The organism is Bradyrhizobium sp. 33ap4 (genome assembly GCF_032654765.1).
In the GTDB taxonomy this organism is placed as follows: Bacteria; Pseudomonadota; Alphaproteobacteria; order Rhizobiales; family Xanthobacteraceae; genus Bradyrhizobium; species Bradyrhizobium australafricanum.
Map to the genome: position 1 here is coordinate 71,323 of NZ_JAUMTJ010000007.1, position 15,194 is coordinate 86,516.

General features: G+C 61.8%; 11 protein-coding genes. 4 read left to right on the forward strand and 7 right to left on the reverse strand.

What is annotated here, in order from left to right:
* The first annotated feature begins 258 nt into the window (after nucleotides 1–258).
* The 3 genes from Q2M23_RS07535 (at nucleotide 259) to Q2M23_RS07545 (ending at nucleotide 7,112) form a co-directional block, all read left to right on the forward strand.
* A complete protein-coding gene (locus tag Q2M23_RS07535) occupies nucleotides 259–5,082 on the forward strand; it encodes an NAD-glutamate dehydrogenase (RefSeq protein ID WP_316395173.1) in 4,824 nt (1,607 codons plus the stop codon).
* A gap of 71 nt (nucleotides 5,083–5,153) precedes the next feature.
* Nucleotides 5,154–5,474 (forward strand): hypothetical protein, encoded by a 321-nt coding sequence (locus tag Q2M23_RS07540; protein WP_168856591.1) that lies wholly within the window; start codon nucleotides 5,154–5,156, stop codon nucleotides 5,472–5,474.
* A 279-nt stretch (nucleotides 5,475–5,753) separates the two neighbouring features.
* Nucleotides 5,754–7,112, forward strand: a complete 1,359-nt coding sequence (locus Q2M23_RS07545; RefSeq protein ID WP_316395174.1) for a tyrosine-type recombinase/integrase — start codon at nucleotides 5,754–5,756, stop codon at nucleotides 7,110–7,112.
* A gap of 106 nt (nucleotides 7,113–7,218) precedes the next feature.
* On the opposite strand, the gene Q2M23_RS07550 is transcribed toward Q2M23_RS07545, so the two are convergent.
* The 5 genes from Q2M23_RS07550 to Q2M23_RS07570 all read right to left on the reverse strand — a co-directional run bounded on the left by Q2M23_RS07550 (nucleotide 7,219) and on the right by Q2M23_RS07570 (nucleotide 10,317).
* Entirely contained in the window at nucleotides 7,219–7,536 is a 318-nt protein-coding gene (locus tag Q2M23_RS07550) for an antibiotic biosynthesis monooxygenase (RefSeq protein ID WP_316395175.1), read from the reverse strand.
* Between the two features lie 245 nt (nucleotides 7,537–7,781).
* Nucleotides 7,782–8,288, reverse strand: a complete 507-nt coding sequence (locus Q2M23_RS07555) for a DoxX family protein (protein WP_316395177.1) — start codon at nucleotides 8,286–8,288, stop codon at nucleotides 7,782–7,784.
* Nucleotides 8,288–9,070, reverse strand: coding sequence for a DNA-binding domain-containing protein (locus Q2M23_RS07560; protein ID WP_316395179.1), 783 nt, complete (start codon nucleotides 9,068–9,070; stop codon nucleotides 8,288–8,290). Before Q2M23_RS07560 ends, Q2M23_RS07555 begins: the two co-directional genes overlap by 1 nt.
* Nucleotides 9,046–9,969, reverse strand: a complete 924-nt coding sequence (locus tag Q2M23_RS07565; protein WP_316395181.1) for a DUF692 domain-containing protein — start codon at nucleotides 9,967–9,969, stop codon at nucleotides 9,046–9,048. The genes Q2M23_RS07560 and Q2M23_RS07565 overlap by 25 nt, the downstream gene beginning before the upstream one ends.
* Before the next feature lie 48 nt (nucleotides 9,970–10,017).
* A complete protein-coding gene (locus Q2M23_RS07570) occupies nucleotides 10,018–10,317 on the reverse strand; it encodes a DUF2282 domain-containing protein (RefSeq protein WP_316395183.1) in 300 nt (99 codons plus the stop codon).
* Nucleotides 10,318–10,654: 337 nt separating this feature from the next.
* Here Q2M23_RS07570 and Q2M23_RS07575 point away from each other — a divergent pair, with 337 nt between their 5' ends.
* Nucleotides 10,655–12,766: an adenylate/guanylate cyclase domain-containing protein gene (locus Q2M23_RS07575; protein WP_316395185.1), complete on the forward strand. Its 2,112-nt coding sequence runs from the start codon at nucleotides 10,655–10,657 to the stop codon at nucleotides 12,764–12,766.
* Nucleotides 12,767–13,046: 280 nt separating this feature from the next.
* Here the strand turns inward: Q2M23_RS07575 and Q2M23_RS07580 are convergent, their stop codons facing one another.
* Nucleotides 13,047–14,195, reverse strand: a complete 1,149-nt coding sequence (locus Q2M23_RS07580) for a patatin-like phospholipase family protein (RefSeq protein ID WP_316395186.1) — start codon at nucleotides 14,193–14,195, stop codon at nucleotides 13,047–13,049.
* A 72-nt stretch (nucleotides 14,196–14,267) separates the two neighbouring features.
* On the reverse strand, nucleotides 14,268–15,092 hold the full coding sequence (locus Q2M23_RS07585) for a 3-hydroxybutyrate dehydrogenase (RefSeq protein WP_316395187.1): 825 nt from the start codon (nucleotides 15,090–15,092) through the stop codon (nucleotides 14,268–14,270).
* Between the last annotated feature and the right edge of the window lie 102 nt (nucleotides 15,093–15,194).

Below are 15,194 nucleotides of genomic sequence, written 5' to 3' on the forward strand. Positions count from 1 at the left end.
ACCCATACATAATTGAAATTGCATGTGATTTTTCCTGCCCCAGGCGTTCGGCCGCCGTCGGCCGACTTCGGCCCACCCGCTGTCGCAAGCGAAATTCAGCACGCCTCACGACAGCGTGCGCCGTTCGCTGCGGGATCGTAGTATTGTCGTCGGCAGCCGTCGAAGCTAGGATTTCGCGTAGCATTCGATCGCAACGCACGAAGAGATGCACTCCAGAATCAAGCGGATGGTCGCGGCTGCGATCGGACGGCACGGCAAATGGAGGACATTATGGCGTGGCGTGACGACAAGGCCCGGGCAGCCCTGATCCGCGATGCAGCGGGCAGCGTGCCAGCGGGCAAGAGCCCCCGGGCCTTTGCCGAGCCCTTGTTCGGCTACACCAATATCGAGGATCTCGCCAATTACGATGCCGCCTCGCTTGCCCTGCTGGCGGAGCAGGCCTGGGAGCACGTGCAGCGGCGCACGGCCGGCAGCGCCGATATCCGCGTCGTCAATCCGACGTTGCCGAACGGACGCGAGATTTCCGTGCTCGAAATTCTCAACGACAACATGCCTTTCCTGTTCGATTCCACCATGGCGGAGCTCGCCGAGCAGGGCCTCGAGGTCACCCTGGTCGCTCACCCGATCATCGCGGTGGAGCGCGACGATGGAGGCAAGCTGCTGCGATTCTACGGGGAAGCACTGCCGGACGGAGCAAAGGGCGCGCGCGAAAGCCTGATTCATCTCCACATCACCCGCCTGGATGCGGATTCCGATCGCCAGAAGCTGATCGACGGCCTGACCAGGACGTTGAACAATGTCCGCGCCTGCGTTGCCGACTGGCGCGTCATGCGTGACAGTGTCGAGGAAGCGATCAAGACGTTCTCTTCCAATCCGCCGCCGCTGCCGATCGACGAACTCGCCGAAGCCAATCAGTTCCTGCAATGGCTCTGCGCGGACAATTTCACTTTCCTCGGCGTGCGCAAATATCGCTTCTCGCCCGACAGCGACGCGTCCGACGACATTACAACCGGCGAAGGCCTCGGCATTCTGCGCGATCCGGACGTGAAGGTCCTGCGTCGCGGCAGCGAAATGGTGGTGATGACACCGGAAATCCGCGAGTTCATGCACGAGCCGACCCTGCTGATCGTCATCAAGGCCAATGTCTCCAGCCGCGTCCATCGCCGCACCCGGATGGATTATGTGGGCATCAAACTCTACTCGCCCGACGGCCGGCTGGAAGGCGAGCTGCGCGTCGTCGGCCTTTTCACCTCGGGCGCCTATACTCGCTCGGTACGGCAGATCCCTTATGTTCGCCACAAGGTTTCGCGGGTGCTGCAGCGCGCGGGCTTCGACCCAAACGGTCATTCCGGCAAGGCGCTGATGCATATTCTCGAAGATTATCCGCGCGACGAGCTGTTCCAGATCGACGTCGACACGCTCTACAACTTCGTCATCGAGATCCTGATCCTCTACGAGCGTCCGCGCGTCCGGGCGCTGCCGCGGGTCGACAAGTTCGATCGCTTTGTCTCCATCCTCACCTTCATTCCGCGCGACAAATACGACACCGACGTCCGCACGCGCGTCGGAGCCTTTTTGGCGCAAGCCTACAAAGGGAAGCTGTCCGCCTCCTACGTGTCATTCCCTGAAGGGGCGCTTGCGCGCGTCCACTTCATCATCGGGCGCTATGAAGGCAAAACGCCCGCAGTCGACCGCGCCCTGCTCGAAGCCGGGATCAGCGCCATTGCCGCGACCTGGGCCGACAAGCTGAAGGCCGCGCTAACCGCGTCGACCGATGGCATGCGGGCGCGCATGCTCACCAACCGATATGCCCAGGCCTTCAGCGGCGGCTATACCGAGGTGTTCGGCGCGGAACAGGCGATCGCCGATATCACGACCGTCGAAAAGCTGACGCCGGCGCGCCCGGTGACGATTTCGGTTTACCGCATCGAAGGCGACGATCCGAGGCGCTTCGGCCTGAAGGTGTTTTCGGACGCCGTACCGCTGTCGTTGTCCTACCGCGTGCCGGTGATCGAAAATCACGGCCTGCGTGTGGTCAACGAACGCACCTATCAGGTCGTGCCCGGTACCAGGCCTGCGCCGGTATGGCTGCACGACATGACGATCGAGACCAGTGACGGCCAGCCCATCGAGATCAACCCGGAATTCAGCCATCGCCTGGAAGCCTCGATCATGGCGGTGGTGACCGATCGCGCCGAATCCGACGGATATAACGGCCTGATCCTGCGCACCGCCCTAAGTTGGCGGGAAGTCTCGACCATTCGGGCGCTGTCGCGCTATTTGCACCAGATCCGCGCTCCGTTCACCCAGGATTATATGTGGGAGACCTTGCGCAAGAACGCCGCGATCACGGCCAACCTGGTCGCGATGTTCCAGACCCGCCTCGATCCGCGCCTCGCCTTGACGGACGCCGAGCGCGCGGCGCGCGAGACGGCTTTGCTTGCCGAGATCGAGGAACAGCTCAAATCCGTCGCCTCGCTCGATGAAGACCGCATCCTGCGCCGCTTCACCAATCTGGTGCAGGCTACCGTCCGCACCAATTTGTGGCAGATCGGAGAGGGTGGACACCCGCGTCCGGTGATCTCCTTCAAGTTCGAGGCGCGCCGGATCGACGACTTGCCCGCTCCACGACCGCTCTACGAGATCTTCGTCTATTCCCCTCGTGTCGAAGGTATCCACCTGCGCTTCGGCAAGGTTGCGCGCGGTGGCTTGCGCTGGTCCGACCGGCCGCAGGATTTCCGCACCGAGATCCTCGGCCTGGTGAAGGCGCAGCAGGTCAAGAACGCCGTGATCGTGCCGGTCGGTGCCAAGGGCGGCTTCGTGCCCAAGCGCCTGCCGCCGCCTTCCAAGCGCGACGCCTGGCTCGCGGAGGGCACCGAAAGCTATCGCATCTTCGTTCGCTCGCTGCTCGAACTCACCGATAATCTCGACGGCGACATCGTCGTGCCGCCCGAATCCACCGTGCGCCACGACGGCGACGACCCCTACCTCGTCGTGGCCGCCGACAAGGGCACCGCCACCTTCTCCGATGTTGCCAACGCGATCTCGGCCGAGAAGAACCATTGGCTCGGCGATGCCTTCGCATCTGGCGGCAGCCAGGGTTACGATCACAAGAAGATGGGGATCACGGCGCGCGGCGCCTGGACGGCGGTCAAGCGCCACTTCCGCGAGCTCGGCACCGACATTCAGACCATGCCGTTCACCGCGGTCGGCGTCGGCGACATGTCGGGCGACGTTTTCGGCAATGGCATGCTGCTCTCGCCGGCGACAAGGCTAGTGGCGGCTTTCGATCATCGCGACATCTTCATCGATCCTTCACCCGATCCATCGACCAGCTTCGCCGAGCGCAAGCGCCTGTTCGATCTGCCGCGATCGAGCTGGCAGGACTACAACAAGTCGCTGATCTCGCAGGGCGGCGGCGTGTTCTCGCGCTCGCTCAAGGCGATCCCGCTTGCGCCGGAAGTGCGCACGTTGCTCGATCTCGACAAGCCGCAAGCCACGCCTTTCGAGGTGATGACGGCGATCCTGAAGGCTCGCGCGGACCTGTTGTGGTTTGGCGGCATCGGCACCTATGTCCGCTCCTCCGGGGAAAGCGACGACCAGGTCGGGGATCGCGCCAACGATCCGATCCGCATCGCGGGCGGCGACGTGCGTGCCCGGGTGATCGGCGAAGGGGCCAACCTCGGCGTTACCCAGCGCGGCCGCATCGAAGCGGCGCAGAAGGGCGTCAAGCTCAACACCGACGCCATCGACAATTCGGCCGGCGTGAACACGTCCGACGTCGAGGTCAACATCAAGATCGCGCTGGCGCGCCCCGAGCGCGAGGGACGCCTCAGTCCCACTGACCGCAACAGCCTGCTTGCCGCGATGACCGACGAGGTCGGCGTGCTGGTGCTGCGCAACAACTATCTGCAGACGCTGGCGCTGTCGCTGGCCGAGCGCAAGGGTGTGGCCGAGACCGGTTTCCTCACTCGCCTGATGCAGTCGCTCGAACAGCGCGGCTTGCTCAGTCGGGCTGTGGAGTTCTTGCCCGACGACGCCGCGCTCACCGAGCGCACACGGCGCGGCCAGTCCCTCGCGCGGCCGGAGCTTGCCGTGCTGCTCGCCTACGCCAAGCTGACCCTCTACGATGACCTGCTCGTCACCAGCGTGCCCGATGACCCCTATCTCGCCCGCGAACTCTCCCAGTATTTTCCGCGCGAGGTTCAGGACAAATTCCCGACCGCCGCCGGATTGCATCGGCTGCGGCGGGAGATCATCGCGACCAGTCTCGCCAATGCGGTGATCAATCGCGGCGGCCCGGCCTGCGTCGTGCGCTTGATCGACGAGACCGACGCCGATATCCCGACCATCGTCATGGCCTATGTGGCGGTCGATGAATGCTACGGCCTGAAGTGGCTCAATGATGCGATCGACGCGCTCGACGCCTGCATCGACGGGCAGCTGCAGCTATCTCTCTACGCTTCAGTGCAGGATCTCCTGCTCTCCCGCATGGTCTGGTACGTGCGCAATGCCGATTTCAAGGACGGGTTGGAGGCCGTCGTCGCGCGCTTCGGCCCGGCGATCCGCCAGATCGTCGCCGGGCTCGACACTGCCTTGCCGCCGGACTTGCAAGCCGCGCGCGTCAAGCGGCGGCAGGAACTCGCCGACGCCGGTGTCCCGGCCGGCCTCGCCGGAGAGCTCGCCGATCTTGACGCTTTGGTCTCGGCTCCCGACATCGTGACGGTTGCCGAGCGCACCACGCGCCCCATCGGCGATGCCGCCGCGACCTTCTACGCCGCCGAGGCGAATTTCCGTCTCGACCGCATCATCGCCGCCGCACGCAGTGTGCCGGCCAACGATTATTTCGAACGCATGGCCATCGATCGCGCCGTCGAGCAGATCGCCGGCGCCGAAAGGAGACTGGCCGCCGATATGCTGGCAACCGGCCAGTCTGGCCAGCAGGCCGTCGAGACCTGGCTCGCGGCTCACCCCGAGGCGACGCGTATCCGCCGCTCGGTGGAGGAGATCGCTGCCAGCGGCCTGACCCTCGCCAAGCTGACGGTGGCGGCGAACCTGCTGGGGGACTTGGTCAAGGCCTGAGGGCGTGCGAGGCAGCGATGTGAGAAGCGCGATGCTGGTGCAGGTAGCTAGCCGGTAAACGGAGGAATCCAATGATCCACGCCACTTGTCATACCGCCGACAATGTTCGCTGCATCGAGTTCGATGCCACACCGTGGTTCAGCGAGGCTGACGCTCCGAGCATTATCGATTTGGCTCAACGAGGATGGACCAGCACTGCGATTGCAGATTCCCTCGAGCACAGACGAGGATACGAACGCCTCCACGACCTCATTGAGTATGCGGCGAAGCGACTGCAATTGGAGTCTTTGGAAGACCCAACCTGGGAAACCTTCGAGTGTGTCGTCGATGGACCCGAGGCCGTCGCCTGGCTCGAGAAAAACCGGCCCAACGTTGTGGAAAGAATCCCCTAAGCTGGGGGAATCGCAGCAAAGGCTACAATTGAACGGCGGCGAACGAAGCGGAAATGGCGCACCCGACACGATTCGAACGTGTGACCTTTGCCTTCGGAGCAAGATAACGTGCCCATCCGAAAAATACGATAGGGCACGCAATTCTACGCTATCCACCTGAAGCGGCTGGATATTCTCAGAAACAACAGCGACGTTCCTATCCGAAAACCCGCGCCGATTTTCTCCCGCCTGCTTACGTCCTGCTTACGCGAGGGATCGTGTCCGGAATGAAGGAACGTCATGGTCAAGATCACGAAGAGGGTTGTCGAGGCGGCGGAAGCCCAAGAAAAGGACTACCTGATCTGGGACGATGAGTTGCCGGGCTTCGGACTCCGGGTCTTTAGCTCAGGCAAGCGCAGCTACGTCATCCAGTATCGAATAGGTGGTCGCTCACGTCGATACACAATTGGGCTTCACGGAGCCTGGGCGCCAGAGACGGCACGCCGGGAGGCAAAGGTGCAATTGGGGCGCGTCGCTGGGGGCGATGATCCCGTCGAGGATCGACAGCTCGATCACAAGGCGATCACTGTGAAAGAGTTGTGCGCCCGATATTTCGCTGATCTCCAGGCCGGGCTGATCCTTGGAAAGGGAGGACGACCGAAGAAGGCCTCAACGATCGTCACCGACACCGGCCGTATCGAGCGTCACATCGTTCCGCTCGTAGGGACCCGTCGGGTCAAGGACCTCACCAAAACCGACATCAACAAGGTCCTCAAGGACATTATGGCTGGAAAGACGCGGGCTTCGGTGAAGACCAAGAAGCTGCGCGGAAAAGCCATCGTTCGCGGCGGCGCTGGAACGGCCACCCGCACCGTTGGCCTTCTCGGGGGGATCCTCACCTACGCCGTCGAAGTGGGCATTATCGAAAGCAACCCGGCCCATGGCATCCGCAAGCCAAAGGACAACGTGCGAAAGCGCCGGTTATCGGAGGCGGAGTATAGGATACTCGGTCGGATGCTTCGCGATGCTGCCAAGCAGGAAAAGTGCGGCACGATCGTGGACATCGTTCGCCAGCTTGCGCTGACCGGCTGCCGCCGCAGCGAGATGATCGGCTTGAAGTGGACGGAAGCTGACACCGAGTCGAGTTGCTTGCGTTTGGAGGAGAGTAAGGAGGGTGAATCCATCCGTCCCATCGGGTTGCCTGTCGTCGAATATCTCGAGCGGCGGCGCTCTGACAACGCCGGGACATACGTCTTCCCAGGACAAGGCGAAGACAACGCGTTTGGTAGTTTCCCGAACCAGTGGAAGCATCTCTTTGATGACTCCCCGCTATCCGATATTACTCCTCACGTCTTGCGCCACAGCTTCGCGAGCATCGCCAACGATCTCGGCTTTACCGAGGTGACCATCGCCGCGCTCGTGGGTCACGCAAAGGGTTCGGTGACAAGCAAGTACATCCATACGCTCGACACAGCGCTCATCATGGCTGCGGACACGATCTCGGGCTACATTCAAGGGCTCCTTGACGGCGTGGAGTTCAGGCAAACCGCCTACGCGTTGGACCGCGATTCGCGAAAAGCTGCCCTGGCCCGCTTCCTGAAGCGGGCTTCCGCCGATGGCCCGGAGGAAATCGAGGAACACAACCGGCTTGCTGCTTAGCGTCTTCTTGTAAGCAAACGCCATCTAACATTACGCCGATTTGATACTTCCGACCGTGGGTGAGGAAAACAGCCGACACACCGTACACGAGACGAATTGACCACTATCAGGAGTGCTCAAAGGGACCGACCTCCCGAATCACCTTGCAAATTTGCAAGAAGCCACTGGCGTAGAATTCAGCATGTCCTCGCTTCATGGTCTCCACATGTTCGGGGTGAGTGCGCCAGGCTTCGAGCGCTTCCTCCGAAGCAAAGCGAAACACGGTCAACTCCTCGCCATCGGTCGCCTTGAACGACTTGACCGACAGAAATCCTGGAAGACGGCTGACAATATTGTACATTCGTTCAGCTAGGCGATCATACTCATTGAGAGGGGCATCATCCCTTCGCTTTAGATCGCCAATCACAATTACGTCGCCAATCATGTTCCTATCCATTCGTTGAGCGAATTCCCGATGGCCCGAGAGCAAGCGGGCCCGAACGATATTACGATTTGACGCAGGTTTTTTGTTACATCTGCATCCGATGTCATAGACGTCTGGGCGAGCTCATCGCCTTACCGTAGTTGTAACTCGGCGGCCCTGCCGCGAACGGAGTCCGAGGCAGCTCGCCGCGCAATCGCCATGTCGAGCGCGGCTTCAAGAGCGCGTCGACTACATCTTCGAAGTCCTCATCTCTCGGGGAGCAGGATTCCGTGCGCCAGATGGTCCACCGAGATGCGCCCCGGACCCCAAGCCATGATCCCGAGCGCCATGGCCGCCCAAGTGAGATGAATTGGCCAGCCGTCGGGAACGGTCAGTTCGACGATAGCGGTCATGAACAACAGACCGAGGGCCGCAAAGCGGGTGCCGAGGCCAAGGACCAGCAGAACCGGGAAAAGGATCTCTCCCGTTCCGGACAAGAACGCCATCACGCTCGGCGCAGGAAAATGGTAGGGACCCCCGGGAAGGTGCAGCATAAACTCGTCGGTGAAGAGGGTAACCGCCGTATCATTGAGCCTCGCAAAGCCGGCCCATTTGAGGATGCCGGACTTCCAGAATGGCACGGCCAGTGCCAGGCGCATGACGAGTTGAACCAGCGACGGCTGCGCTATGGTCTGGACTATGTGGGTGGCCTTGCCGATGATGACGCCGAGCCGAAGTTGCTCACTCGCGCCGTAGTGTTGATCAATGACCATCATGCTGCTCCTGCGCTCACGGTCGTGAAGGCGCCGGCCTCAAGCATTCCGGCGATGTTGGTGGCGATGTCGAAAGACGGCGATGCTTCCAGCGCGAAAGCCGTGGCCTCGCCGAGCGATTGTCCGGACATCAGCCCTTGCAGAAACACTGCGCCACCCTTGGGCAGATGCCGGACAATGACATCAGCATTGGGGCGCGTGATCAGGGCATCTTCAGGTGTTTCCGCATCGATTGGATCGACAGCAGCCTCGCTGCGATTGGAAGCAAAGATGGTGACCGCCGAAAATGCCGATCGCACGATCCGCGTCGCCGGATGTGCGGTGAACACCGCATCTACCAGCCGTTCGGGCGGAAATGACGCCAGCGCATCGGCGGACAGCGGCTCGGCGTCGGCCGCGTGGTAGGCATCGAGCCAGGCTCGCTCGATCCTTGCGACGTCCGCAAGCCAAGGCAAGCCTCGCGCGTATTCATACGTCTCGATGAACGCAGGAAAGTCGCGGCCGTATTCGAATAGCAGCGGTGAGCTCGGTGGCGTGGCGCGAACGTGGAAGCGCGCCATGGCGCGAAAGAATTCGGCCCCGGTGATGCGTTGGACTGCCGGATAGACGGCAGCGAGCGCGTTGATGAGACTGACCGTAACGTTGTTGCGATAGACATTATAGCGTTTGATGCCGCCCTTGCCCGCGGGACCGGTTACGACCGCAGGCGCCGTGCCCGCCGGATCCAGCAGCGCCCAGGCAAATGTTGCGTATGATGCTAATTCCGGCTCATGCGGCAGCATGGCGCACGCCCTCTCTGGCAACGATCCAGGATCGCTTGCGCGGCTACCGCCTCGGCCTTCAGGACAGACCAGTCGGGAATGTTGCTGTCCCATTCGATCAGCGTCGGGACAGGTCCGCACCGTCCGATAATGATCTCGTACAGCTTCCACACGGCATCAGCGACCGGCCTATCATGGCTGTCGATCAGGAGCAGGTCACCTTCGTCATCAGTTTGCTCGGCGTGGCCTGCAAGATGGATCTCTCCAACGCGCGCGAGCGGAAAGTCGGCGAGATATTTAAGCGCCGAGAATCCATGATTGGTCGCGGAGACGAACACGTTGTTGATGTCTAGCAACAGGCCGCATCCGGTGCGTTCCGCGACGCGTCGCATGAACTCCGCTTCTCCCATCGTCGATTCGCTGAATGCCAAATAGGTAGATGGGTTCTCAAGCAGAAGTGGCCGCCAGATCGCGTCTTGTACCTGGTCGATATGGTTGCAGACACGACTGAGCGTCGCCTCGTTGTAGGGCAGCGGCAGCAGATCGTTGAAGTATGTGGATTGGTGGGTCGACCAGGCCAAATGCTCTGATACCAGTGCAGGCTCATAACGCTCGACCAAAGTGCGGAAGCGCGCAAGATGCGCCTTATCGAGCGGCTCCGAGCCTCCGATCGACATACAGACACCGTGCAGCGATATCGGATGATCGCGGCGCAGGGCCTCAAGCGCGCGATGCGGCGGTCCACCGGCTCCCATGTAATTCTCGGCGTGGACCTCGAAGAAACCGCGCTGCCCTCCTTCGTCGAGGATCGCCGCGAAGTGCTCGTGCTTGAAGCTGCTTCCGGCCAGGCCGCCTACGCGAAACCCAGGAAAGCGGGGAGGCTCGCTTGCAAGCAATCCGGATAAGACCGCTGCATTCATGTCGTCTCTCCGCTTTCCCGCTGTCGTGGTGGTCCTTCGCCCAGCCGATCAAACCGGCTTGAGCGAACCGGTCTTGCCGTTCGGAAGCTGGATGCTCGTGCACGTGCCACCCTGCACGAACTTCCAAGCGTTGCCCTGGAAGTCGGTGGTCGAAGTACCCTGGCAGGTCGTGCCGGGACCGGCGGCGCAATCGTTCTGCCCCTTCAGGGCGACGCCAAAGCACTTCTCCTTGTGCGCGGCGACCGCGGCATCGGCTTCCGCCTTGGTAAGAGGACCGGCGGCGGCAACGGTCGCGAGCGCGGTCGTCACAGCGCCGGCAAGGACGAGCGAACTGACAATAGTCTTCATTGATTTCTCCACTTCGGTTTGCATCGCCTCCTCGGCGAAAGGGGGCGCATCATCTCGTTCGTTCCGCTCACAGCCGTCATTACGGATTTGGCCGCTCACGAATCCGTGAGACCGCTTCAGGTTTCGCGCTGATCGCCCCGGCGGGGCCGCGCGGGGTCCAGATAGGCGAAGATGTGTGTCGCCCTCCAATGCCTTGTCGCTATCGAAACCGAACCTGACGAGCATTGGTGAGGGCTCATATCCGCGGGCAGGATCGAGACAAGCCGGCGCCATGTAACAACCTGCCATGGCCCGACGTATCGCCCTCAACGTCCTGCGAAGATCGGCGGAAGCCAGCATGAACGCCGTTCCACCACCAAGCGCATTCGAACGCCTGCGGCTTTCCTCCGCCAAAACGCTGACCGTCAGCATTCGGCTGGCGGTTTCCGCGCTGGTGTTGACGGCGATCCTGCTTACCGCAGCCGCCTCGAGCCTGTTGTGGTGGCGTACCGCCGAATCGATCAGCCGGCAGCTCGCCTCGACGATCAACGAGCAGATCGTCGCCGCCGTCCGCAAGGAGGTCTCGGCGATCGTCGACGAAGCCCGCGCCGCCCATACCGCGATCCGGACGCTCTTCCTGCAGAACGTGCTCGATACCCGCGAGGCCGACAAGCGCGAATTCGTCTTCCTGTCACAACTGCAGTCGCAAGCGACGATCTCCTGGGTCGCTTTCGGTTGGCCCGACGGTTCCTTTTTCGCCGCCCACAAGCTCGGCGACGGTCACCTCGAGATGATGGAAATTTCAAAGACCGATCGTCCCGGCCAACGTCGAATCGACGAATATCAGGTGATCCCCGGCGACATCGAGTTCGAGACCCGCCGCTTCGAGCCGACCGATTTCCGCGTCACCGACCAGAGCTGGTTCAAGACCAGCATGGCCGCCGACGGTCCGCAATGGTCTCGCGTGCTCGACCATCCGATCGGGCCGCGTCCGTCGATCGCGTTTGCGGGGCCAATTGATGTGTACCAGGAGCGGCAGGGCGTCCTTGCAGTCATCATCGAATACACGCGGCTGTCCCGCTTCCTCTCACAGCTCGAGGTCGGACGCACGGGCACGGCATTCATCCTCGATGGCACCGGCGAGTTGATCGCGGCACCCGACAAGGATGCCGATGAGTTGCATCCCGCCCACAGCCGTATCGATATGCTGCCGCTGGCGCGCATGGCAATGAATGAAGCAGGCGACGAAGGTCGCTATGCGGCGTCGCGGCACAGGCTCTCTCTCGACAACGCGGCCTATGAGGTCGCGCTAGCGCCGTTGCCGTTTCCTGGCTGGTCGCTTGTGACCGTCATCCCCGAGGCCGAATTCCTCGGAGCCGTCGAGACCACCTTGCGGCGGCTCATCATCGGGCTGGCCGTCGGCGCATTGCTCGCTGCCCTGTTGTCGGCGATGCTGGCGCGGTCGGTGATTGCAGCTCCACTCGCCCGCGTTGTCGGCGAAATCCGACATGTGGAAAGCTTTGCGCTTGATCAGGTCCGCCGCCATCCGTCGCGGCTTGCCGAGATCGCGAGCCTTTCGGGCGCGATTGCCGAAATGGCGGCTGGCCTATCCGCCTTTCGCAAATTCATCCCGGCCGATCTGGTCCGCTCGCTGCTGCGCCAGGGCGTCGAGGCAAAGCCCGGCGGCTCGATCCAGGAGCTGACGGTGATGTTCATCGATGTCGCCGGTTTCACCGGGCTTTCCGAGCGCATGGGCGATCGCGTCGTGCCGTTGTTGTCGCGGTATCTCGACGTCGCCTCCGAGGTCATCGTCGCCCACGGCGGCACCATCGACAAATTCATCGGCGACGCCGTGATGGCGTTCTGGGGCGCACCGACCGCGCAGCCCCAGCATGCCGTCCTCTGCTGCCGAGCGGCGCTCGCCTGCCGCCAGGCCATCGAGGCCGCCGGCGTCAGCGACGACCACGGCCATCCCCTGCAGATCCGTATCGGCGTAAATTCTGGCCGAATGCTGGTCGGCAATATCGGCTCGGAGCTGCGGCTGAACTACACCGTCATCGGCGATGCGGTGAACGTCGCAAGCCGATTGGAAGGCGCCAACAAGCACTATGAGACACAGATCCTGATCGGAGCTGAAACCAAGCGTCTCATCGAGGGGGCAATGGTTACACGCGAGATCGATCGGATAGCCGTCTACGGCAAGACTGAGGGCCTTGCCGTGTACGAATTGATCGGTTCAGCTCAGGACATAACCGGCGGATCTAGCCCGGCATGGATCGTCGACTACGAAGAGGGTTTGCAGGAATATCGCGCGCGCAACTTCCGGGGCGCTATTTGCTGCTTCGAGGCTGTCTTGCGCCAACGTCCTCACGACAAGCCGACGGAGCTGATGCTTGATCGGTGCAGGCTCCTCGATCAATCCGGTGTTGACGACGGCTGGTCGCCCGTCGTGGCCCTCCAGTCGAAATAATAGCTCCGAAATTCGACGGTAAAGCGCATGCAAGATGCACCAGGTCCGGCATTTTCTTGCGGGTATGCGAGCATTTGAACTTCACCCAAGCCGCACGAGGTGTCACGTTACGCAACCGTGACCGGGCCACCCAGCTTTTGAAAAAAGGGAGTCGAAGGGCGGCTCTTTCATCGCGAGCGATCGCGAATTCATCTCAGCGAGCTCGGCCTGATCCTGAGGCCTTCTCTGACGGATCCTGGGAAACACGGGGGTCCCTAGGCAGCAGGCCTAGGGGCGCTTCTCACTCCGCCGCCAAGGGCATGAGCTCCATTTGCTCGTGCAGGATCACGCCTGAGAGCGGATCGAACTCGCCGACCCACGGCGCGTGTTCGAGGGCCGCCTTGGTGTGAGAGTAACCCGCGTCCCAGCGCTGCATGATGCCGCGCGGGCTGAAGTCGATGTCCTTTGTATGGGTTTCGCGATCGAGCTGTGGCGCCAGCAGACGCACGACGTGCATGCGTGTTTGGCAGCCGTAGCCGGCCATTTCGCGCACCTCCGGACTGTTGCGTTCACTCTCCGGCAGCCGTCTGGCGAGCTCGTTGATGATGTGGCGCAACCGATGCGCCTGTTGCTGACGTGCGATGTGACTCATGATCCGACTGGAATATTGCACGTCCTTGTGTCGGTTCAGCACTTCGGCCATCGTTGTCGGCTCGAGGCCCGCCGGATTCCACAAATGGATGGCGAAGATCAGCGAGTTTTTGCGCGGATTATCGTCGAACACGACTTCGGTCGGCGTGTTGGAGAGAATGCCGCCATCCCAATAGAGCTCGCCGTCGATGCGAACGGCGGGAAAGGCCGGCGGCAGCGCACCGGACGCCATAATGTGCCTGATGGTGAGCTCGCCATCCCGGCTATCGAAATAGCGCATCTGGCTGGTGCGCACATGAGCGGCGCCAACCGTCAGGCGTGGCGTACAGCTATTGAGCAAGTCGACATCAACGAGTTCGGACAGCGTTTGCTCGAGTGGAGCGGTCAGGTAATAGCCGGCCCTTTCGGCGCCAAGCGGATAGGTGTCACCGGCATGTGCCAAGGCGTTTGGTCGGAAAAAGCCAGCTATTCCGTGCGTAATGGTTGCCCAATATGACAGTCGGTCATTGAAGCCCGGAAAAGCCGTGCGAATACTCCAGACCGGATCTTGCTCCATCCGTTTCCAGAACTCCTTGAGGCGCGACAGCCTGTTCTCGACGCGATTCCCGGCAATGATGCTTGCATTGATGGCACCGATCGATGTGCCGATGATCCAGTCAGGCTCGATCCCTGCCTCGTGCAGTGCCTGATAGACGCCGGCCTGGTACGAGCCAAGCGCGCCGCCGCCCTGAAGCACAAGCACCACCTGGCCGGGGAGATCTTTTGCCCGCGATTTCAGCGATGACGTCTTGTCGTGCATGTCATGCTCCCACTCGTTCCCGCCTGTGCTTAAGGTTCGCAATGCGTTTGGCCTTGTTACACGGGCTCTGTTTCAATGTGCCGTCCAGCCTCCATCGACCGACAAGGCAATTCCGGTGATCGACGCTGCGGCCTCGCTCGCCAGGAACACTGCCAGCGCGCCGACCTCCTCAACTGTCGCGAATCGCTTGTTCGGCTGCTGGGCCAGCAGCACGTCACGAATCACCTGGTCGCGGGAGATCCCGTGGGCTTTCGCCTGGCCATCAATCTGGGCTTCGACAAGGGGCGTATAGACATAGCCCGGACAGATGGCGTTGCACGTAATCCCTTCTTCGGCGGTCTCGAGCGCGGCCACCTTCGTCAGCCCGACGAGGCCGTGCTTGGCGGCGACATAGGCCGCCTTAAAGGGCGAAGCGACCAAGGCGTGCGCGGAAGCGACGTTGATGATGCGACCGATCTTCTGCTTGCGCATCGCGGGCAGTGCAAGCCGCGTGGTGTGGAATGCGGCTGACAGATTGATTGCCAGAATCTGGTCCCACTTTGTGACAGGAAACTGCTCGAGCGGTGCAACATGCTGAATGCCGGCATTGTTGACGAGGACGTCGAGCCGGCCGAGGTCTCGCAGGGTTGCAGCGATCATCTCGGCAATCGCGTCGGACGAGGTCATATCGGCCGCTGAATAAATGACCTTGACGCCGTAGTCGGTCTCGGTCGCGTCCCTTGTCCTGGCGATTTCGTCCGCGGCTCCAAAGCCGTTCAGAACCACACTCGCGCCTGCTCCGGCAAGTGCGCGGGCGATGCCGAGACCAATGCCGCTGGTTGAGCCGGTCACCAGCGCCACCTTGTCGGCGAGAGAGGCTGTGTCGCCAGCGGCATGCGATTTGATCTGGATATTCATTTTCCGAACCCTCTTGGCTGTAGCCGACGGCCCGGAATCTGCGTCACCAGTTGGATTGACGGAAATACCCTTTGGCTTCCAAAACCATAGGTGCGCGCTATG

Excerpts from the sequence above, each read along its gene's own strand:
- Q2M23_RS07580 (WP_316395186.1), bottom strand. The coding sequence starts at position 14,195 with ATGCACGACAAGACGTCATCGCTGAAATCGCGGGCAAAAGATCTCCCC.
- Q2M23_RS07555 (WP_316395177.1), bottom strand. The coding sequence starts at position 8,288 with ATGGTCATTGATCAACACTACGGCGCGAGTGAGCAACTTCGGCTCGGC.
- Q2M23_RS07545 (WP_316395174.1), top strand. The coding sequence starts at position 5,754 with ATGGTCAAGATCACGAAGAGGGTTGTCGAGGCGGCGGAAGCCCAAGAA.
- Q2M23_RS07575 (WP_316395185.1), top strand. The coding sequence starts at position 10,655 with ATGAACGCCGTTCCACCACCAAGCGCATTCGAACGCCTGCGGCTTTCC.
- Q2M23_RS07585 (WP_316395187.1), bottom strand. The coding sequence starts at position 15,092 with ATGAATATCCAGATCAAATCGCATGCCGCTGGCGACACAGCCTCTCTC.
- Q2M23_RS07565 (WP_316395181.1), bottom strand. The coding sequence starts at position 9,969 with ATGAATGCAGCGGTCTTATCCGGATTGCTTGCAAGCGAGCCTCCCCGC.
- Q2M23_RS07570 (WP_316395183.1), bottom strand. The coding sequence starts at position 10,317 with ATGAAGACTATTGTCAGTTCGCTCGTCCTTGCCGGCGCTGTGACGACC.
- Q2M23_RS07535 (WP_316395173.1), top strand. The coding sequence starts at position 259 with ATGGAGGACATTATGGCGTGGCGTGACGACAAGGCCCGGGCAGCCCTG.
- Q2M23_RS07560 (WP_316395179.1), bottom strand. The coding sequence starts at position 9,070 with ATGCTGCCGCATGAGCCGGAATTAGCATCATACGCAACATTTGCCTGG.
- Q2M23_RS07540 (WP_168856591.1), top strand. The coding sequence starts at position 5,154 with ATGATCCACGCCACTTGTCATACCGCCGACAATGTTCGCTGCATCGAG.
- Q2M23_RS07550 (WP_316395175.1), bottom strand. The coding sequence starts at position 7,536 with ATGATTGGCGACGTAATTGTGATTGGCGATCTAAAGCGAAGGGATGAT.